We start from the raw sequence: 19,052 nt of genomic DNA on the forward strand, positions 1-19,052 counted from the left end.
GTAAAGCCATGAAAGATATTTTAAGGGTACCGATGTTTGGGTTGATGCTATTGTGTTTAACGCTTATCGTCTGTGTGACTATTTATATTTTAGTCGCACGCCATCCCAAATTTGCTGCCACCTTAGAAAAGATTTTTGTGGGGATACTTTTTTTTACCATAACTGGTGGATCTGGTATCATAGCCATGCCCTTTACCAAACTTCATCCTAACGTTTTCTCCAACTTAGAAACTACACCCCCAACGATGATTGGTCAAATAGCCATTTATGGGGCCATGATATTAATGATATTTCCCCGCTTAACTAAAACTACCAAAAAGTTAGTTTATGTAGCCATTAAAGAAATTTCAGGAGACCCTTTTTTATGTGTTTTTTTGTTGCTGATGACTTTATCAGGGTTGTGGTCACAAACTCCTGAAATTTCTTTCCGGGCTAGTTTGGCTATTTGGGGAGTAACACTGGTTTCTATTTATGTAGGGAAACAGTATAGTTGGGTGGACATTTATGGATTATTGAGATGGCTAAGTGGTTTATTGGCCTTATGGGTAGTTGTGAAACCAAATCCCGGTCTCGACGGTTGTTGGTCGGGAGTTTTAGGCCATAAAAACCCTTTTTCTTTTCAAATGGCTAATACAGCTTCCTTATGGATTTTATATGCTGTTAAAGACCGTAAATATCGCTATTTATCCTTATTTATAACTTTAATAGCTTTAGTAGCATTGCAAAAAGGTTGTAGTGGTGCTAGTCGGATTTTGACAGTGGTATTAATCAGTTTGTGGAGTTATTTAGCCCTCTTAAAAAAATTACCTGTAAAATGGGCTTTTGTCTGCTTTATCTTATTTTTGGTGGGTAGTATAGGTATAAGTATTTTGGTGTTAAATAATTTAGAGGCTATTGTTGTGGATGGTTTGGGAAAAGATATGACTTTAACGGGTCGAACCGATTTTTGGCCTTTAATTATTGATCGAGTTAATCAAAATAATCCCATATTTGGTTATGGGGTGGCAGGATTTTGGCAGCCTTGGCGTGGCTTGGAAAACCCAGCTTACGGAATTATAGTAGCTAAAACTGGTTTTGTGCCACCCCACTCTCACAATGGTTTTATAGATATTCTTTGCCAACTGGGTTGGGGCGGATTGTTGTTGTTGATTTTGTCATTTATTAATAATATATTTAGAGGTATAAAGTACCTAGTTAAAGAAAGTTTTCCCGAGTCAGCTTTGCCTTTGTATCTATTAACATTTATGCTAATGACTAATTTGACAGAGGGGGGATTATTTGGGGTTGGTACTTATTGGTGTTGGTATGTAGTTTTATCGGTAAAATTGAGCTTAGATACGACAGCTAAAGATAATCCACACTGATGATGTCAGCATTGGGTCAGGCTGATTAATCGGGAGGCTTGAGTGCGATCGTACCGTTTAGCCTAAACTCCAATGATAACTCAGTAGACACACCTAAAAAAACCGAACACCCAGAACCCAGACTTCTTTAAGAAGTCTGGGTTCTAATAGCCATCGGGTTTGACGTTGAATAGGGTTAATTTACCAGAACTTACGCAACCATCCTATGAAGAGGGGCAACCACGGGGGATTGCCCCTACCAAACGCTATATGTAGAAGGCTGTGGGTAAGTCCTCTTTACTTAATATGACTCGCAATTGTTTCACTTTCCACCGTTGCTTCCACGGGCCAAGAATTTTCCATCTCTACTGTGTGTTTCGGCTGATAAACTGCCAAGTCAAACCAGAAAGTCGTACCCACATTAACTTCGCTAACTAAATTAATTTTAGTGTGGTGCTTGTCAATAATGTTTCTGACAATAGAAAGACCTAATCCCGTTCCTTCTAGGGTGTGTACTCGGTTTTCTACCCGGAAAAAGCGATCGAAGATTGCTTGTTGGTCTTCAGGATCTATGCCAATTCCAGTATCAGAAATTTCGATCCGCACTACCGGAAAATGTTGGGCATCCGGTGACAAGTTTTGGTTCCCGGATTGGCCGTCTTTGTGGGTGGGCGCCTCCGACTCTAGCAAATACGCTCGAATTGCCACCTTGCCGCCGGACTGAGTAAATTTTAAGGCATTTCCTACTAAATTTGCAAATACTTGCAGTAACAAATCGTAATGACCTAACGCAGGTGGCAAATACGGGTCAACTTCTTGCTCTAATTCAATGCCTTTATCCTTAGCATTTAACTGATAAGTCCGCAGGGTTTGTTCCACAGCTTGCGGGAGGTCAACAGCCTCCAAGTGATAAACTCGGCAGGATTCCAGCCGCGACAAGTCTAACACGTCGTTAACTAAACGAGTTAGTCGATCGGTTTCTCGATTGGCAATTTCTAGGAATTCCCTGCGCTCGCTTTCTAGAAGGTCTTCTCCGTACTCGTGAAGAGTCTCGATAAAAGATTTGATATTAAATAAAGGTGTTCTCAATTCGTGAGAAACATTGCTGATAAAATTGCTTTTAGCCTCATTTAGTTCTACTTCCCGAGTGATGTCCTGCACTGTCATTGCAATGCCTTTGAGACTTTCTCGGTAATTCCCTGAACCTTGATGCTTGGAGGTTTGCTCGTAGAAAGTACACTCTACAGCTACCGGGCGTTGTGGCTCAGTACAGGTATCTTCCTCATGGCGGATGCAGCTTCTGCACAGCGGTTCAGCACCGGGCGCTTTGTGCAGAATGACTGTAGTTAAAACAATCCGAATTGTACGGTTAACTGGTTGGCTCATAGAGATGCGAAATTCGCCGCCGTCGCGATCGCCCGCAGCTATTTCCTGCAACGGTCTCCCCAACTCCTGCTGCACTTCCGAAGGCAAAATGTTCAGAACATTTACTCCGAGCGCATTTTTGCCTTCCCATCCAAAAATCCGCATCCCCGTCGGATTAACTAAAATCACCTGCAAATTTGCGTCTAATAAAAGCGCGCCATCAGCAATCGTTGATACCAAAGTTTCTAACTTAGCTTTTTCCGCTGTCAGCTCTTCAATATTTTGTTCTTCATAACTTTCGAGTTTCTGGGCCATTTCATTAAAACTGCCAATTAACTCGCCCAATTCTCCCCCTAAAGGCAGGTCAACTCGCTGCTTAAAATTCCCGCTGGCGATATTTTTAACCCCGAAGACTAATTGTTTGATCGGCTGAGTAATTGTCAGGGCATTAAATACAGCTCCCAAAATTACCATCACCCAAATAGTGACAAATACTGCTAAAGTGACATCCCTAGTCAGATTTGAAGAGATAACGGCTGCGGGATTGGGGTTAATGCCGATCGCCAAAACTCCCAAATATTTGTCTTCATGAATTAACGGCACAAACACATCGGTCACTTCTCCATCTGGCGTCAAATGCTGCCGTACCAAAGGCAAAGAAGTTAAATTTCTCGCTTCAATATCGGCGAGAAAATTATCGGGAAGTTTGATCTGGCGGCGCAGCGTCAGGGAAGTTTGCACCTCCGATTCCGAAAATGGTATCCCCAGGAAAATATCTCCCGCTTCGTCTGCATAAAGCATATAGCGGACGCTGGAGGTGCTGCTGTAAAATTGGCGGGAAAAGCGGGCGACTTCGGAGCGATCGTTTTTGGCAATGAGCGGCGCCACATTTGCCGCCAACAGCAGGCCGAGGTCTCGGCCGTAGCGAGTATCGTTAAGTCGGGCGTCTTGCTGGATAGTATTGACGGCCCAGAATGTCAGGCCGCTCATAATTAACGACACTACGAGGGTAGCACCGGCCATCAGGCGGGTCTGGAGGGTAAAATCCGACCACCAGCGGGCAATAATTTCTCCGATTTTGTTTAGTATGGCCAGCATTTCACCAGTTCACCCGTTCAATATTAAAAGCAAGATCAATTCCGTTGGCTCCCGATCGAATTTTCTGCTGCGACTTGTCCGCTACCGCCACCGCAGAGATACCAAACTTCATTGTTACATTTCTACATTGAGATTGCTTGGCTTTCGGATGGCGGCCGATGTCGCAATTCCTAATTTTTATCGCCCAGAGCTCGGCGACCGATGTCCCGGCGGCAGTAGACCCCTTCAAATTGGATGCAATCCACTGCTGCATAAGCCTTGGAAATAGCTTGTTCCAAAGTTTCTCCTGTCGCAGTGACGCCCAAAACCCGGCCGCCGTCGCTCACCAACTCCTGGTGCTTCAACTGGGTGCCGGCGTGAAACACTTCTGCTCCTTTGGCTTCAGCTTCCTCGATACCTGTAATAACTTTGCCTTTTTGATAACTTCCAGGATAGCCTCCAGAAGCCAAAACTACGCAAACAGAGGCCCCCGACTTCCAGCGAATAGAATATTCACCGAGACGCTGCTGACAGCAGGCCAGCACCAAATCTTCTAAAGGAGTTTCCAGAAGCGACAAAACCGCTTGAGTTTCGGGGTCTCCGAAACGGCAGTTGAATTCTAAGACTGTGGGTTCTCCTTCGGGCGTAATCATTAAACCTGCGTAGAGTACACCCCGGTAGTCGATTTTGCGTTTTTGCAGTGCTGCGAGGGTGGGTTCGAGAATTTCTTCTTGAATCCTTTCCATGAGTTCCGGGGTGACGATGGGCGCTGGGGCGTAGGCTCCCATACCCCCGGTGTTGGCTCCCTTGTCGCCTTCGCCGATAGCTTTGTGGTCTTGGGCCGGCAGCAATGGTTCTACTGTGATGCCGTCGGTGAGGGCGAGAATCGAGACTTCTTGACCTGTTAAGAATTCTTCGACGACGACTCGGATGTTGTCTGTGCCGAATTCGCCTCGGAAAATGGTGTTGATGGCGCTGTGAGCCATTTTGACGGTGGTGGCAACGGTGACTCCTTTGCCTGATGCGAGTCCGTCTGCTTTGATGACTATTGGGGTTCCTTGTTCCAGAACGTATGCTTTTGCTGCTTCTGCGTCTGTAAATACGGCAGCTTTGGGTGTGGGGATGCCTGCTTCGAGCATCAGTTCTTTGGCCCAGGATTTGCTGGATTCAATTTGGGCGCCGGCTTTGGTGGGGCCGAAAATCATCATTTTTCGCTGTTGGAAATAGTCGGCGATGCCTAGCGATAGGGGCAATTCGGGGCCGACGATGACTAATCCGATGTTGTTGACCATCACAAAGCGTTCGATGCCTTGGAAGTCGTCGATGTTGAGCGACAGATTCTGACAGCCTGGGGTGGTAGCTGTGCCGCCGTTGCCCGGTACGCAGAATACTTGTTTAATCCGCGTAGATTCTAGCAGTTTTTTTGCGATCGCGTGTTCGCGACCTCCGTTTCCCACAACTAAAACTTTCACAGTATCCTCACCTATAAATTTTGTTCCCTGAATGTCTGATTTTCAGTGTTGGCATCTGTCTATCTGCTTTTTGCAGTGCTGTCAATTATGCCATGCTTGGCGCTAGGGAATTGCTAGATGTGGCACTTTTCTGGAGGAGTGGGCTTCGACGGCTGTTTCTCAATGGCTGGGAGCGTGCAATAATTAAAGACTTTAGCAGCCCTATTTTGCTGGGTTCGGCCTCGATTTAATCATGCAATTAAAACTCTTTTTTGGCTTTGAACTCTTCAATTACTGTAATTCATCCGGGGGCAAATAGCGATAAGATAGGCAGGTTGACTCTGCGGAATTTTACTCACATGAAATCAAATCAAACCGCTGCGAGTTCGTCTGCCAAATTTAAGCGGGTGGGCGTTGTCGGCGGCGGCCAGCTAGCTTCGATGATGGGGGATGCTGCTAGGGCACTCGGTATTGAATTGGTAGTACAAACTCCTAATGCTACTGACCCGGCAGTTTCTGTTGCTGCTGGTGCTGTTTTGGCGGCTGTTGATGATGTTTTGGCTACGGCTCAATTGGCTGCTGGCTGCGATGTTATTACTTTTGAAAATGAGTTTGTGAATTTGGATGGTTTGCGGCCGCTAGAACGGCAAGGTGTGTTATTTCAGCCGAGTTTGTCGTCGCTTTCTCCTTTGTTGGATAAGTACGTTCAACGCTGTTATTTACAAGGTTTGGGTTTGCCAACTCCGAGGTTTTGGGAATGGGATGGCAGCGCGGATTTGCCCCCGGAATTGTTTAAGGCGGTGGCGATCGACTTTCCGGCAATTTCTGTTTCCGACAGCGTGCAGATGGAAGGAGACTCGGATGCTGGGTCGATCGACTTTCCCTTTGTCGTCAAAGTTCGCCGCCACGGTTATGACGGCCAAGGTACTTTTATTGTTAATGATCGGGGGAGTTTTGAGTCAATTCGTGCTAAGCTCAAGGGTCAGTCTTTGCTAGTGGAAGAGTTTGTGCCGTTCGATCGCGAGTTGGCTGTGATTGCTGCTCGATCGGCAACTGGCGAAATTGCGATTTATCCGATAGTGGAAACTCAGCAGCAAAATCAGGTTTGTCATGTGGTGATTGCGCCCGCTGATATTAGTTTAGATGTGAAAACTGAAGCTTGTGCGATCGCCCGCACTCTCCTCAACAGCTTAGAAGCTGTCGGCGTATTCGGCATTGAATTATTTTTAACCGCTGATAATAAGCTGTTAGTCAATGAAATTGCACCCCGTACCCACAACTCGGGACATTTTACGATCGATGCCTGTGAAACTTCACAATTTGAACAGCATTTGCGTGCTGTTTGTCAACTGCCTTTAGGTAATTCGGCTCTGAAATGTGCAGGCGCTGTCATGGTAAATTTGCTGGGCTACGAGTCGGCTGAGTCCGATTATTTAGCAAAAAGAAAACAACTGGCACAAATTAGCGGTGCTTTTGTCCATTGGTATGGTAAGAAAGTATCGCGTCCGGGCCGCAAACTCGGTCACGTTACAGTTGTGCTCGACGCGGACTTGGTGGCTCAGGGGCGATCGTCAGCGGAGGCGATCGCTCAAACCGTAGAATCCATCTGGTATGCAAGTTAAATTGCTCGAAGGTTGCCAAAATCTGGTTAGTTGGTATATATTAAATAAAGGTTCTACTGCGACGTTGGTGACTGCCAATAATGTTTTTTTGATCTATAACTCTTAACTCTCGGGAATCAAGATGTTTGGACAGCAGTAAACTGGGCTTGTACCCATAAACTTTAAGTCCGTCTCCAGCTCTTACCAGAAGCCGGAGCAGACGAAGAAGTAAACTGGGCTTGTACCCAGAAACTTTAAGTCCGAGCCAACGGTACCCACCTGGTAAAATACCAGGTCAAAAGCTGAGGTAAGACGGCGTTGCGGGGAGCCATTAAAATTTTGATTGAGATAGGCGCTGTGAAATATAGCTAGCCTATTTTTTTTTAGATACACGCTTTTACTCATAAGACCTCTTGCAAAAGTCCATGTAAATTATTGATTGATAATGAATCTTAAAAAAAATATGTCGGTTATTCTAAAAAATTCGCGCTCATTAAACGTTGATTTTAACCGATTTAACTGGAGCGCGTATCTTTCTTAAAATTTTGACATAAAACTCACGCTGGCTGGGCCTGCCTAAGCAGTTTAAAACAATTTTTAGAGGGTGACTTTTTACTTTCTGGATACAACATTGAGTTCATAATTAGTAACCGTTCAGGGGGTGCGCCTGGGGCGCACCACCCCAAGAGGAGTTTAAGCATCAATATGTTTGAGAGCTAACAAGAATGTAATCAGGAATTCTTTCGTGCATTGAATCACTTTTCCAGCATCACTTGTTGTCAGCAATCAAGTAATACCAATTCACTATGAAGGTACACTAAATGTAGGCTAAAAGTAGAGGAGATGCAATATCAATACTCCGGACAGTTTTTAAGCAGCCAGAGTACCATAAGACAAGACTGAAGGAAGGTTAGGGTGATTTAAAATCAAATCCGGGTCTAAATCTAACTTATCAATAAAGGTAGAAAGTAGATGCTTATTGAATTCCAGACGTTTATAAGAGGCCATAGAAAACACAAAGGATTTGGCAGATGAATGACAACTAGAGAGTTCATCTTTAGCTAAGTTTAGGGCAATTAGACTGGCATTAAAATGAAAATCAAGCCGTGGTAAATGACGAGCTTGACAATCAGACAATCCCGTAAATTGCTTGGCATCACCAAAGATAAATTCAATCGGGAAACGAGCCTGATAATATTCAAGAATTTGCTCAGGTGGTAGGTGAATATCAGTGCTAAACAATAAAGCATTTTTGATTTTGCCGTGGGCTTGAACCTCAGAGATACAAACCAAACAAATTGGGCAATTTAAACAACAACGACCCACCTTCAATGTATATAATGAAACTCCGGGTTTTAGGTCTTTAACAAAATTAAGACGACTCAAATCATGGCAGTCAACCTTACCATCATATTTACGTGGAGATCCCTGCTTCTTTTGTTCACCTGTATAGAGATAGCGTAGGTTAGCATCACTTCTTAACTTGCCAATAAAGTCTAAATTTAAGTCCCGCACAGCCTCCCAGAATTTAGAGCGATAGTAATAGCCATCAGCCACCATTTGGACGTACAGAAGTGGGGAAAAAATAACGAGTATTCTTCAAATGTTGTGCAGAGTCATCAACTCTTGTGATGTCAGGCTTTGAGCTTTGAGAGTCCGGGTTTTTGCGAGATTTTTTTGAGCTGTTATTCTTCGGGTTTTTGGGCAGTTTTTTCACGGGTTTTATTTGAGGGCGTGACGGAGTTTGTTGTACGCTTAAGCTATAAGATAAACGAGTCTCAATTTCGACAATAGAAATTACAGAAATTTCCCACCCCTGTTCCGATTGGGCGTAACCGCTCCGCCGCTCTAGTTACCAATCTGTAATCTCTAGTAAGCAATCTGTAAAAAGCAACCCCCTGCGGGGGGTTGCCAATAGGCGCTCTCAGAGGTATGACATAAAGTTAACCAAACCTAAACATCAACACTTCTGAGAAAACCCACTAATGAATAGGATGCCGAACGACGAGATATTTGTCCACCTAGAAGGCTTAACGAAGCAATTTGACAGTCTACGAAATTAAGTAGTTAAACAAAATTAATTACACAAACAACTAATATGATATAATAAAGTTATTACGTTGTACTTAGAGACGTTTTATATGTTTTTAATGCGAGATGTTAATCCACTTTCCTTGAAATTGCTAAACCGAATTTATCGCGAAAGCAGACATCATCAAGTGCGCCTAGCAAGCACATTTTTTAATCTTAGTTTCACAAGGTGTCAAAAATGAAAACTTGATGAAAATTTTTCAAGTTAGTTATAAGACTATGTATAACTCAATACGGTTCAGTTAAGGCTATGCAGTGCTTAAAACAATAAATACAGGAGGATTCATTATGATTCCAGTACCTCTGTGTTTAATTTATTTAGACCGAAATTTTGAGACAGGTTTTTTCACGACTCTGGGGTTGTTTCTCTGAGCCCTTTCAGGTAGAACTTGATCGAGAATCTCCAAAGTTAACCAATTAAAAAAAAAGGAAGTTCCTGTGGTTGTAACCGCTGAAATTTTGGGAGAGCGCGACGAATAACTCGTAGTGTTCCAGTAAAAGAAAGACGCAATGGTGAAACACATGCGCTGCTTACTGAAGAGAAAAATTAATGACCTTACCGCCCAATGTCCTAGTAGTAAACCATAAATTTCTTGTACCACCTCAAGAGGCTTTTGAGAACGAATATGAGTTTTTCTTCCTAATAAATGTACTTTCAGTTCATCAATCGTATTCTCAACTTCCCAACGTTGATGATATTCACAGGCAAGGAACTGGGCAGGAAATTTTTCCGCGTCCAACAAGCTGGTAATTAAACGATATCTAATTTGTGCTTCGGGGCGTTCGGGATGCTCAATTGTGTACTCAATTACTCTTACTTGTATTGGCTTAAATCCTTTTTTTCTTAACTTGCCAGATGGATCAATCCAACTTAAATATGAACCATCATCTAGTTGTGTTTCGTTTAAGAATTTAACGTTGGATGGAATTCGCACTCTTCTACTCACAACCTTTACTGAATGTGGCTTCTACCATCGCGTAAGAATGTAAACCTCTATCCCACATCAATAACATTCCCTCTGCCACTGAGCGTAACAATTTTAACGCTCTTACTCTTTCTCCTATTTTATATGGACACATTAAGGCATCAAATATTAAATGTGTTCCTGCCTCTACTAAAATCACTAATCTAGCTTTGGGGAACGCCGCTCTCGTACCCGGACGGCTACCTGGACGACCAAAAACTCTGGCATTTTCATCACCCAGACGGGAGGTCTAAGCAGGTTCCGTCTATCACTACGACTCTGAGTTCGTTGATAAAAGCTCCTACTGTTTCAACTGTAGCCATTGGTCGTACTAAGGAATGAAACAACTGTCTCATCACGCCCGCTCCTAATCTTTGTCTGGCTTGAGTAATTGCCGATTTACAGGGAAATCGCCAATATTTACCAATTTTTATCCATGCTTCATTAAGACCATCAATTAAATTTTTTAAGACCTCCCGCATTGAATCTTTTGACCACAGACTCATGGCGATTACCAGACACACTACCAGTTGTGCTGGCAGGACACGATGACGTTTCTCTTCAACATTTGTTTTCGCAATAGCTTGTTCGATGGCACTTGCTGGAATTGCTATCTCTATGGCCTTGAATATCTCCTTACTTGGGATTTTGGGAGATACTAATGAGAATTCTTTGAGATGCACGTTAACTTGCTCTCCTTTTGTGGACACCATACCTAATTTACCACGGTTTGAGCCTTAACTGAACCGTATTGATGTATAACTGGTTGAATCGATGGGAATATGAGGGAAGGGTCGGATTATACAATAAACCAGGTAGAGGCAGAAAAAAAACTTTTGATGCCGCACAATCAGCTCAAATTAGAGACTGGGTAAAATTGGAGCCAAGACAATTAAAGCAAGTAGTGCAAAATATTAAACAAGAATAGGATATTAATATCAGTACGGAAACTATTAAGAGAATAATTAACAAACTTTGTATGAGTTGGCATAGGATGCGTCGAGGTGTTGGTGGCAAGCCAGATCCCATAGAATACAAGGAAAAAACAGAAAAATTGTCCGAATTAAAACAACTAGAAGATGAGGAAAAAATTGATTTATACTATTTAGATGAATCCGAATTCTGTGGCATCCCTTGTCTCCCTTATGGATGGCAATATATTGTGAATATTTGTCAATTGAGAGTCGTAGAACTAAGCGTTTAAATGTCTTGGAAATCATGAATCCACAAAATACTCTTCATGCTTATGTTTCAGAGCAGACTATTAATTCTGATGTAATCATAGCCTGTATAGATACTTTCTTTGCTGTGGTGGAGCGGCCAACATTTATTGTAGTAGATCAAGCTTCTATTCATATTAGCAATGCCATTTTCGAGAAACTTGAAGAATGGCAAGAACGCGGTTTAACTATATTTGAATTCCCGACTTATTCACCTGAATTGAATTTAATTGAGATTTTGTGGCGGTTTATCAAATATGAATGGCTCCAAATAGATGCCTACTCTAGCTGGCAAGCTCTTGTTTCATCTGTCGAAAAAATTCTTAAAGAATTTGGAGATAATTATGTAATTAATTTTGCTTAACTACTTATGTACATACAGCAGCCACCACAGCCGTTGCTACTCATCAAGTAGAACAGGAAGTCTGGTCACGGATATTGCAATTAGGTCATCAGACTCTGGGGATGTTTTTCGCCCTCTGTGGGGACGGAGATATGGGTGAAAAGCTCACCTTACCGGATGGGAAAGAAGTCAAGCGCTTATCAACCCCTCATCAACGCGATTATCAATCTTTGTTTGGCGCATTCCAATTAAAACGAGTTGTCTATGGGAGTCGTGAAGGACAAAAAATAGTTTTTGTCCCTTTAGATACCCGCTTACAATTGCCGGAAAGTAAATTTTCTTATCTGCTCCAAGACTGGAATCAGTCGTTGGCTGTAGAGACCCCTTATAATCAAGTCAATGAAACCCTTGAAAAGATTTTAGGATTGAGTCAATCGACTGATAGTTTAGAGCGGATGACTCGTCAAATGGCGGCTGATGTTGCATCTTTTTGGGAAACTAAGCCAATTCCCTCACCAGCCGAAGAAGGCCAGTTTATTGTAGCGAGTGCTGATGGGAAAGGAATTCCTATCCGCATGAATGCTGACTCACCTGCGATTTTAGAGCATCGCCCCCGTTCAGGGCCCAAACCGAACCGTAAAAAAATGGCTATAGTTGGAACAGTTTACAGTATAGATCCGATGCCAAGAACTCAGCCAAGAAATCGTAGAATCTTTATTTAGAGACCCCCGTCAATCTTCTGAGAAAAAACATCGGGAAAAATCCCGACTCAAGCCGCAACACAAATACTTGAGAGCCAGCCTGAATACTGAACGAGATGGTGAAGTGATTAAGGCTACTCAAGTAATATTTGATTGGATGACCTGTGAAATTAAGCAACGAAATCCCCAAGCTATTAAGACTCTAGTGGTCTTGATGGATGGGCAAGCATCTTTGTGGGAACAGTCTGTCAGATCCCTAACTCAATCAAATCGCCTTGAGATTCTTGACTTGTTGCACGTCACCTCCCGCATCTGGACGGCAGCTCACTTGTTCTGTGAACCAAATAGTAACGATGCTATCGCTTTGGTCAAAGACTATGTGTTGCTAACTCTTCAAGGAAAGGTTGGTGAAATGATAGAAATTTGGCAAAAAATGGCCAAAAATCGTCGCTTCAAAGGTCAGAAACAGGAATATCTGCAAAAACTCATAAACTACTTTGAAAATAATAAAAATCGGATGCGCTATGATATCTACTTGGCAGCGGGTATCCCATTGCTTCTGGAGTTATTGAAGGCGCTTGTCGGCATGTTGTTAAAGACCGACCGGAACGAGCTGGTATGCGCTGGACAATTCAGGGGGGCACAGGCGATGTTAGAGCTACGCAGCACCTATCTCAATAGAGATTGGGATAAGTTTATTAAGTTTCGCATCCAGAATCAACATGAACGCTTATATCCTTATCGTAGTTTAGTGGAAACAACGCCGTGGCCAATGGCTGCTTAACGGGAATGAGCGGACGACCGATTACGCCCGTTCCGATTTACCAGCTACATCATTATAAAAATGTAAGGATTCAGGTCTGAAAAAGGGGAATGAGCGAGCGGCATAGCCAAGTCACAAGAATGGGCATTCATAGCCTCACGGAAAAAAGCCATTACTGAACGAGCTTGAAAACGACAGGTTTGAACCCACATTCCGCACCCTCAACTGGCACATAGGCGGATGGAGGGGTAAAAGTGAATCATCCGAGACAAAGCGTGAGTAAAAAATACTCAATAATTTCGGTCACACTCCCATCATGAGCGTTAAAAATTCCTGACAAGAGAAGTGAGGGCATGAGTTAAATCTGATATGAGTTAAAATTGCGAGGGGTAAAAACCCAGTTTATGACGTATTCGTAACCGGAACGATCACGAAAAGGCATTAATTCAGATCGCAACCATAGCCAATTATCACCAAGAATAGTGTAAACTGGCGAGAGCGATGAACGCTCAAATTAGGATTTAGCAGCCCATGCAGAAAGCATCTGAGATGAAAGTAGAAAACCTCGATCATCTGGGATTGATAGCTGGTCTAATTGATGAAATAGGAATTGTCCAAAAAATCAATGAATTAGTAGGCGAACAACCGGGCGAAATAGTCAGTCCCGGCCTGGTAGTCAAAGCCATGATTATCAATGGATTAGGGATGGTTTCCGCCCCATTATATTTATTTTCTAAATTTTTTGAAGGAAAAGCAATAGAACATTTACTTAGAGCAGGGATTCAAGCATCGCATCTCAATGATGACCGTTTGGGCAGAGTATTAGATAAATTATATTTGGCAGGAGTTACGGAAATATTCACAACTATTGCGTTAGAAGCAGCTCAAAACTGTAGTTTAGACTAACCAAAGATGAGAACGGTGGCAAAAGAAGAACTAAAGCCACCGCGCCAGGAGAAAATGAGGGTGAAAACAAAACCTATCCACTCCTTAAATGAACAGTGAACGATTAAAGGACTTTCCTGGGAGCAGCATACGAATTATTGGTGCAAGCCAAGGATGCGACATTCGAGCTCATGGATGCAGTGATGACCACTCCGAATGTGTCGTGTTTAGCGGAATTTTCCCTCAATCCATTATTCAATCGTCAATGGCCGAGCGTTTATGAAGCCTTACAAGACTGTAGACCAGACCGAAAAAAACTGATGGAGTTGTATGGAGAGCAATTACAGAAAGAAGCACCCCCAACAGAACACATATTAGTAGCAATTGACCACACTGCATGGGCTCGACGAGATGCCAAAACCTTAAAAGACAGAACCCATGAATATCAGGGGGGCGTAATTATTGGACAGGGGTACAGTACCATTGCCTGGATACCTGAAGCACTCTTGAAGTTGGGCATTACCCCTGCTCCATGAAAGAATTAGTAGTGGGTCTTCACCCATACTTCAAGCAGCTTCTCAACTCAAACTTGTCTGTGAACAAAGCGTCAACCCAGTTTTAGCAGTTTTGGATCGAGAATATGGCAATGCAACCTGGGTATTAGCGCAAGCAGATATTCAAGCTGATTGCTTAATGAGAGTCCGAAAGAATGCCTGCTTATGGTCAGCACCACCAGCCTATAGTGGTCGCGGTAGACCACCCAAACATGGGCAAAAAATGAGACTCAATGACCCAAGCACATGGCTCGAAGCTGATACTGCGATTGAAATTGACGAAGATCCAGAGTTGGGACAAGTCCGAGTCAGACAATGGCTTGACTTGCATTTTTATCGTGCGGCCGAACATCCAATCAATTTAATCCTGGTGGAAAGAATGAAGCCCATGTCAAACGGTCAGCCGTTTCCACCCTTATGGTTGGCTTGGGTGGGAGAACGAACTCTCCCTAAGCGAAACTGTTTGGTTCAAATATTTACGACGCTTTGGAGTCGATCATTGGTATAGGTTTGCCAAGCAACGATTGCATTGGACATTGCCTAATTTAAGAACTCCTGAACAATCGGAGCGTTGGAGTGATTTAATGCCGTTGATGAGTTGGCAACTCTGGTTGGCCAGAGATTTAGTGATCGAGAATAGACTTCTGCAGGCAATCTGCTACTATCAATTTAACCCCTGGACGTGTTGCCCAATCAATGTTTTCGCTTTTAGTTGACATTGGTACTCCCGCAAAAATGCCTAAACATAGGGGAAAATCCCCCGGTTGGGAAAAAGGAAGGGTACGGACGGTAGCACCGCGATATCCCACTGTGAAAAAACGGGTTTCCCGACGTAAAAAGTCTTCAAGATTAGTTATTTAATCTTCTCCCTCTTGAGTTTTTGAGTAACAGCTTGCCGGATATTCAAAGGTAGCCACTTTTGGCTGCAATCATTTTTTAGTCTAAACTACAGACTCTTAGGGTTTCATCTACATGAACGTTTGATTGTAAAGGTGCCCATTCCCACAGTGCTTTGATAGCTGGCTTTACTGCTGCTGCTACTCGTTGATTGGTTTTTTGCAATGTTCCTACTCCCACTTCAATCCTGCCGAGTTCCCACAAAAGCGAGCGTCAGCTTGGAGTAGGAAAGATGCCCATAATTACCTAGCCAGACGCCGGGTGCTTGCAGATTAACACTTAAGTCAAGTCAAGGAACCACTCCCTGATGTGGTTCTCCTCTAACTACAGCACCACATTCTAGGCATTTACACGATTGTGTCTGATATTCGACGACTTCAATTGGTTGCGCCACTAGAGTTGCTACTTGCTGAGAGTGGATGTTAATTACTTCACTTAATTCTTGACTGCCACAATTGAGACAGATGTCGGGTGAGCTAATTTCGGTTCTGTCTACTCGTCCAAACCCTTTTCGGGTTTTGCCCTGATGACCTGGTTGTCCACCTGGTTTCTTTTTTTGGTCTGCTTCTGGTTTGACTGTTGGTTTTTCTGGTTTTTGGAGTAGATCCGTTGATGGAGGTTTTGATGAAGTTTGACTGGTGGTTCGACTTTTTCCCGTAGCAATAGCTAGTTTTTCTTGCAATTCTGCAATGATTTTTTGCAGCCCCAGTACCATTTCTACCAGTTCAGCTTGGCTCAACTGCTCTATTTCGGTTTTTTCCTTCTGTCTGGTGGCTGTGGGCTTTTTCATTACCTTTATTTTACCAGATGCCGCCACTTAAGTCTTTTTTGACCTGAATCCTTACATAAAAATAAGCCTTGCCATCAGTTTGTTTGCCGCTTTTTCTTAAAAAAGAACAATCAATAACAGCAATAATTGTGTGGTCAGGGTTTAAAGCAACACGCGAGAAAATATTGATTAAATTGTGGAAAGTTAAAGCTTTTGAGAAAGTGAGGACGGTAGGTTTTTTCACTCAAACAGCTATAACGACTGAGATTCGTGAAGTTGACCAAGCCAAACGGCCAGCAAAATAGTTGAGAATAATGTGATTAAAAACTTCTTTTGGGGTTGACTAATCCCTAGCATTTGTTGTAACAATACTCCGGACAGTTTTTAAGCAGCCAAAGTACCATAAGACAAGACTGAAGGAAGGTTAGGGTGATTTAAAATCAAATCCGGGTCTAGATCTAACTTATCAATAAAGGTAGAAAGTAGATGCTTATTGAATTCCAGACGTTTATAAGAAGCCATAGAAAACACAAAAGATTTGGCAGATGAATGACAACTAGAAAGTTCATGTTTGGCTAAGTTTACAGGGTAAGCTCATCTAATTTGGTATAAATTGTACTTGACAAAAAGGGCAATTTATACGATTTGGCATTAGTGATTAGTGGTTATATAATGTTTCTTAATCATGCGTCATGACTGGTGAGGAAAAGTCAATGAAAAAAGGATTTGCTCCTGTTTCGCCAACCCAAAAATCAAAGAAGCAGAATAATCGGACTCAACTAATATCCGTCGAACATTTACAAGCGAGCTTATCAACTTATTTTGATAACATACAAGATCCCAGAGTAGACAGAACCAAACAACACTTACTTAAAGACATTCTCATCATCAGCATATTAGCTGTAATCGCCGGAGCCGATGGATGGGAAGACATAGAAAATTACGGACTCAGTAAGCAAGAATGGTTAGAGGAATTTTTAGAATTACCCAATGGAATTCCGAGCGATGACACATTCCGCCCTTGTATTTGAAAGGTTAGACCCTAAAATATTAGAAGAGAAGTTATCCCAATGGCTTCAAAAAATTATGGGTTCAGTTTCATCAGAAATTATCCCGATAGATGGAAAAAGTTTACGAGGCTCTTATGACGCCTGAAAAAGGTTTAAAAAACCTACATTTAGTGACAGCTTGGGCGAGTGAACAGCGTTTGGTACTCGGACAAGTCAAAGTGGAAGACCATTAATCATGAAATCACAGCTATCCCTGCCTTGCTAGAATTAATCGACATTACGGGAGCGATTATCACCATTGATGCGATGGGAACTCAAACCGAAATTGTGCGACTTATTCGTCAGAAAAAAGCGGATTATGTCCTGGCATTAAAAAGCAATCATCCTACTCTTTATAATCACGTAAAAGACTGGTTTAATATCGCAAGAACTCAGAAATTCATGGGAATTGAAGTGAGCTATGATTCCCGAACAGAAAAGGAACATCATCGCATCGAAACCAGAAAAGTCTGGGCGGTATCAGTTGCATCTTTAGGAGGACTTTATAAGCAAGAACAATGGGCAGGTCTTCGGACTATTGTGATGGTCGAAAGGATCCGTCATCCATTTGTGACAAGTTAAGAAAAAGTGCCAATTGTCAAGGGGTATACAAAAGAAAGGTAAAATAGGATGAAACCTTTGTCAGGCAAGCATTTGAGCCATAATTGAACCAGTTATGACTAGCAAAAAACGCATCAACCGAGATCATGCAAAGAAAAAAAATCGTCCCCAAGTAGAAAATGAAGCGATCGCGAATCACCTGGAAGATTTATTAATTCCGGCAATGGCGGCCCAAAAAACTTTTTATCGCCAACTAAATCTAAGAGATAGGATTCTGACACTACCATTAATGATGGCAGCAATCCGCCAGTTTATTATGGCGAGACGTAGCAGGAGTAACAGAATTAACCAGATTATTAAATAGAGAAGGATTTTTATGGTGTCAGCCACAAGAAATTAGCCAACAAGCATTGTCACTCATATTTTTAACTTTGACCGCAGTTTTATTTGAAAAAGTATTTAAAGAATTACTGCCTCATTTTCGTCGGAAATGGTTGATGAGAAAATCAAGAGCACTACCGGATAGCGTACAATTTGCCTTAAAAAACTTTTAAAATATCTGGATAGCAGATGGCTCAACATTAGAAGCATTATTTCGTAAACTCGAAAGTTTATCAGATGTGCCAATTGGTCAATTAGCCGGAAAAATGGGAGTAATAATAGACCTAGTAACTCATCTTCCAGAAGAAATTTGGTTTTGGACAAATCCGAAACAAGCAGATACTAATTGGGAGGAAGATTTACTAAAAACAGTTAAGCCGAAAACCTTACTATTATTGGATCGAGGCTTCTATCACTTCGCTTTTTGGTCAAAACTCATTTCTCAAGAAATTGGATTTATCACTCGAATCAAGAAAGGTGCATCTTATCAGGTAGAGCGGGTATTAACAAATACCTATGATATCAAAGACCAGATAATTAAAATAGGTGCAGGGACAAAAAAGACACCAGCTTTGACTATAAGATTAGTACAGATTCGCTCCAAGAGTTCCTGGCGTTCTTATCTGACAAGTGTCCAAGAACCCGAAGTGTTGCCACCCTATGTAGTAGCAGATTTATATCAAAGACGCTGGCGAATAGAAGAGGCATTTTGTCTAGTAAAAAGATTACTAAATCTCAGCTATTTATGGACTGGTTCCTTAAACGGAATCAAGCTACAAATCTGGGCTACTTGGCTATTTTATGCGGTTTTAGTAGATTTAGGGGATGCGGTTGCCGATGAATTAGGAGTACCAATTGAACGGGTTTCATTAGAAATGATTTATCGGGGGATGTATCATTTTTCTGTGGCCTATCAAAAAGGATTAGCTTCTGACCTAGTTAAGTATTTTGCCGACGATAAAAATCAAGATTTAGGGATTGTTAAGCGACGACGAAAACCTCATGTCAGGCTAATTATTTCTCCTTTCCCTGGAAC

17 protein-coding genes, 1 other RNA gene and 3 pseudogenes are annotated in these 19,052 nt (G+C 42.4%); 14 read left to right on the forward strand and 7 right to left on the reverse strand.

Annotated elements, in window-relative coordinates; all coding sequences use genetic code 11:
- The first annotated feature begins 8 nt into the window (after positions 1-8).
- Complete coding sequence (locus QUB35_RS31865) at positions 9-1,364, forward strand: O-antigen ligase family protein (RefSeq protein ID WP_333145842.1); 1,356 nt, start codon at positions 9-11, stop codon at positions 1,362-1,364.
- A gap of 276 nt (positions 1,365-1,640) precedes the next feature.
- On the opposite strand, the gene QUB35_RS31870 is transcribed toward QUB35_RS31865, so the two are convergent.
- Both QUB35_RS31870 and purD read right to left on the reverse strand, forming a co-directional pair.
- Positions 1,641-3,806, reverse strand: a complete 2,166-nt coding sequence (locus QUB35_RS31870) for an ATP-binding protein (protein ID WP_333145844.1) — start codon at positions 3,804-3,806, stop codon at positions 1,641-1,643.
- Between the two features lie 170 nt (positions 3,807-3,976).
- On the reverse strand, positions 3,977-5,257 hold the full coding sequence (purD, locus tag QUB35_RS31875; RefSeq protein ID WP_333145846.1) for a phosphoribosylamine--glycine ligase: 1,281 nt from the start codon (positions 5,255-5,257) through the stop codon (positions 3,977-3,979).
- A gap of 338 nt (positions 5,258-5,595) precedes the next feature.
- Here purD and QUB35_RS31880 point away from each other — a divergent pair, with 338 nt between their 5' ends.
- Together QUB35_RS31880 and ssrS are read left to right on the forward strand one after the other, a co-directional pair.
- Complete coding sequence (locus QUB35_RS31880) at positions 5,596-6,858, forward strand: 5-(carboxyamino)imidazole ribonucleotide synthase (RefSeq protein WP_333145850.1); 1,263 nt, start codon at positions 5,596-5,598, stop codon at positions 6,856-6,858.
- A gap of 50 nt (positions 6,859-6,908) precedes the next feature.
- Positions 6,909-7,168: non-coding RNA, 6S RNA (gene ssrS, locus QUB35_RS31885), on the forward strand.
- 539 nt (positions 7,169-7,707) lie between these two features.
- Here ssrS and QUB35_RS31890 read toward each other — a convergent pair.
- On the reverse strand, positions 7,708-8,397 hold the full coding sequence (locus QUB35_RS31890; protein ID WP_333145853.1) for a transposase: 690 nt from the start codon (positions 8,395-8,397) through the stop codon (positions 7,708-7,710).
- Positions 8,398-9,337: 940 nt separating this feature from the next.
- Positions 9,338-10,606 (reverse strand): annotated as a pseudogene (locus tag QUB35_RS31895) (IS4 family transposase).
- A 41-nt stretch (positions 10,607-10,647) separates the two neighbouring features.
- Here QUB35_RS31895 and QUB35_RS39295 point away from each other — a divergent pair.
- From QUB35_RS39295 to QUB35_RS31930, 8 genes and pseudogenes are all read left to right on the forward strand, one after another.
- Positions 10,648-10,821, forward strand: coding sequence for a helix-turn-helix domain-containing protein (locus tag QUB35_RS39295; protein WP_445252083.1), 174 nt, complete (start codon positions 10,648-10,650; stop codon positions 10,819-10,821).
- Positions 10,822-10,872: 51 nt separating this feature from the next.
- On the forward strand, positions 10,873-11,097 hold the full coding sequence (locus tag QUB35_RS31900; protein ID WP_333145855.1) for a hypothetical protein: 225 nt from the start codon (positions 10,873-10,875) through the stop codon (positions 11,095-11,097).
- A gap of 14 nt (positions 11,098-11,111) precedes the next feature.
- The gene (locus QUB35_RS31905; protein WP_333145857.1) at positions 11,112-11,477 is read left to right on the forward strand and encodes a transposase; all 366 of its coding nucleotides are present in this window, start codon (positions 11,112-11,114) and stop codon (positions 11,475-11,477) included.
- A 131-nt stretch (positions 11,478-11,608) separates the two neighbouring features.
- On the forward strand, positions 11,609-12,178 hold the full coding sequence (locus tag QUB35_RS31910; RefSeq protein WP_333145859.1) for a hypothetical protein: 570 nt from the start codon (positions 11,609-11,611) through the stop codon (positions 12,176-12,178).
- Between the two features lie 67 nt (positions 12,179-12,245).
- The gene (locus tag QUB35_RS31915; RefSeq protein WP_333145861.1) at positions 12,246-12,941 is read left to right on the forward strand and encodes a hypothetical protein; all 696 of its coding nucleotides are present in this window, start codon (positions 12,246-12,248) and stop codon (positions 12,939-12,941) included.
- 510 nt (positions 12,942-13,451) lie between these two features.
- Positions 13,452-13,808, forward strand: a pseudogene (locus QUB35_RS31920) (DUF4277 domain-containing protein); the annotation flags it as partial.
- A gap of 158 nt (positions 13,809-13,966) precedes the next feature.
- On the forward strand, positions 13,967-14,341 hold the full coding sequence (locus tag QUB35_RS31925) for a hypothetical protein (protein ID WP_333145864.1): 375 nt from the start codon (positions 13,967-13,969) through the stop codon (positions 14,339-14,341).
- 25 nt (positions 14,342-14,366) lie between these two features.
- Positions 14,367-14,867, forward strand: coding sequence for a transposase (locus QUB35_RS31930; protein WP_333145877.1), 501 nt, complete (start codon positions 14,367-14,369; stop codon positions 14,865-14,867).
- Positions 14,868-15,295: 428 nt separating this feature from the next.
- Here QUB35_RS31930 and QUB35_RS31935 read toward each other — a convergent pair whose 3' ends face one another.
- The 3 genes from QUB35_RS31935 to QUB35_RS31945 form a co-directional block, all read right to left on the reverse strand.
- Positions 15,296-15,421: a hypothetical protein gene (locus QUB35_RS31935; protein ID WP_333145865.1), complete on the reverse strand. Its 126-nt coding sequence runs from the start codon at positions 15,419-15,421 to the stop codon at positions 15,296-15,298.
- A gap of 124 nt (positions 15,422-15,545) precedes the next feature.
- On the reverse strand, positions 15,546-16,046 hold the full coding sequence (locus QUB35_RS31940; RefSeq protein ID WP_333145868.1) for a DUF6444 domain-containing protein: 501 nt from the start codon (positions 16,044-16,046) through the stop codon (positions 15,546-15,548).
- A gap of 10 nt (positions 16,047-16,056) precedes the next feature.
- Positions 16,057-16,269, reverse strand: a complete 213-nt coding sequence (locus QUB35_RS31945) for a hypothetical protein (protein WP_333145871.1) — start codon at positions 16,267-16,269, stop codon at positions 16,057-16,059.
- A 469-nt stretch (positions 16,270-16,738) separates the two neighbouring features.
- Between QUB35_RS31945 and QUB35_RS31950 the strand changes: the two genes are divergently transcribed.
- The 3 genes and pseudogenes from QUB35_RS31950 to QUB35_RS31960 all read left to right on the forward strand — a co-directional run.
- The gene (locus tag QUB35_RS31950) at positions 16,739-17,056 is read left to right on the forward strand and encodes a transposase family protein (protein ID WP_333145873.1); all 318 of its coding nucleotides are present in this window, start codon (positions 16,739-16,741) and stop codon (positions 17,054-17,056) included.
- 165 nt (positions 17,057-17,221) lie between these two features.
- A complete protein-coding gene (locus tag QUB35_RS31955; RefSeq protein WP_333145875.1) occupies positions 17,222-17,656 on the forward strand; it encodes an ISAs1 family transposase in 435 nt (144 codons plus the stop codon).
- 94 nt (positions 17,657-17,750) lie between these two features.
- Positions 17,751-19,052, forward strand: a pseudogene (locus QUB35_RS31960) (IS4 family transposase); the annotation flags it as partial.

This window comes from Microcoleus sp. B13-B6 (assembly GCF_036705405.1).
Classification (GTDB): domain Bacteria; phylum Cyanobacteriota; class Cyanobacteriia; order Cyanobacteriales; family Microcoleaceae; genus Microcoleus.

Coding starts and splice junctions, on each gene's coding strand:
- QUB35_RS31900 (WP_333145855.1), top strand. CDS start 10,873: ATGAGTTGGCATAGGATGCGTCGAGGTGTTGGTGGCAAGCCAGATCCC.
- QUB35_RS31950 (WP_333145873.1), top strand. CDS start 16,739: ATGAAAAAAGGATTTGCTCCTGTTTCGCCAACCCAAAAATCAAAGAAG.
- QUB35_RS31880 (WP_333145850.1), top strand. CDS start 5,596: ATGAAATCAAATCAAACCGCTGCGAGTTCGTCTGCCAAATTTAAGCGG.
- QUB35_RS39295 (WP_445252083.1), top strand. CDS start 10,648: ATGTATAACTGGTTGAATCGATGGGAATATGAGGGAAGGGTCGGATTA.
- QUB35_RS31865 (WP_333145842.1), top strand. CDS start 9: ATGAAAGATATTTTAAGGGTACCGATGTTTGGGTTGATGCTATTGTGT.
- QUB35_RS31910 (WP_333145859.1), top strand. CDS start 11,609: ATGGGTGAAAAGCTCACCTTACCGGATGGGAAAGAAGTCAAGCGCTTA.
- QUB35_RS31890 (WP_333145853.1), bottom strand. CDS start 8,397: ATGGTGGCTGATGGCTATTACTATCGCTCTAAATTCTGGGAGGCTGTG.
- QUB35_RS31905 (WP_333145857.1), top strand. CDS start 11,112: ATGAATCCACAAAATACTCTTCATGCTTATGTTTCAGAGCAGACTATT.
- QUB35_RS31870 (WP_333145844.1), bottom strand. CDS start 3,806: ATGCTGGCCATACTAAACAAAATCGGAGAAATTATTGCCCGCTGGTGG.
- QUB35_RS31940 (WP_333145868.1), bottom strand. CDS start 16,046: ATGAAAAAGCCCACAGCCACCAGACAGAAGGAAAAAACCGAAATAGAG.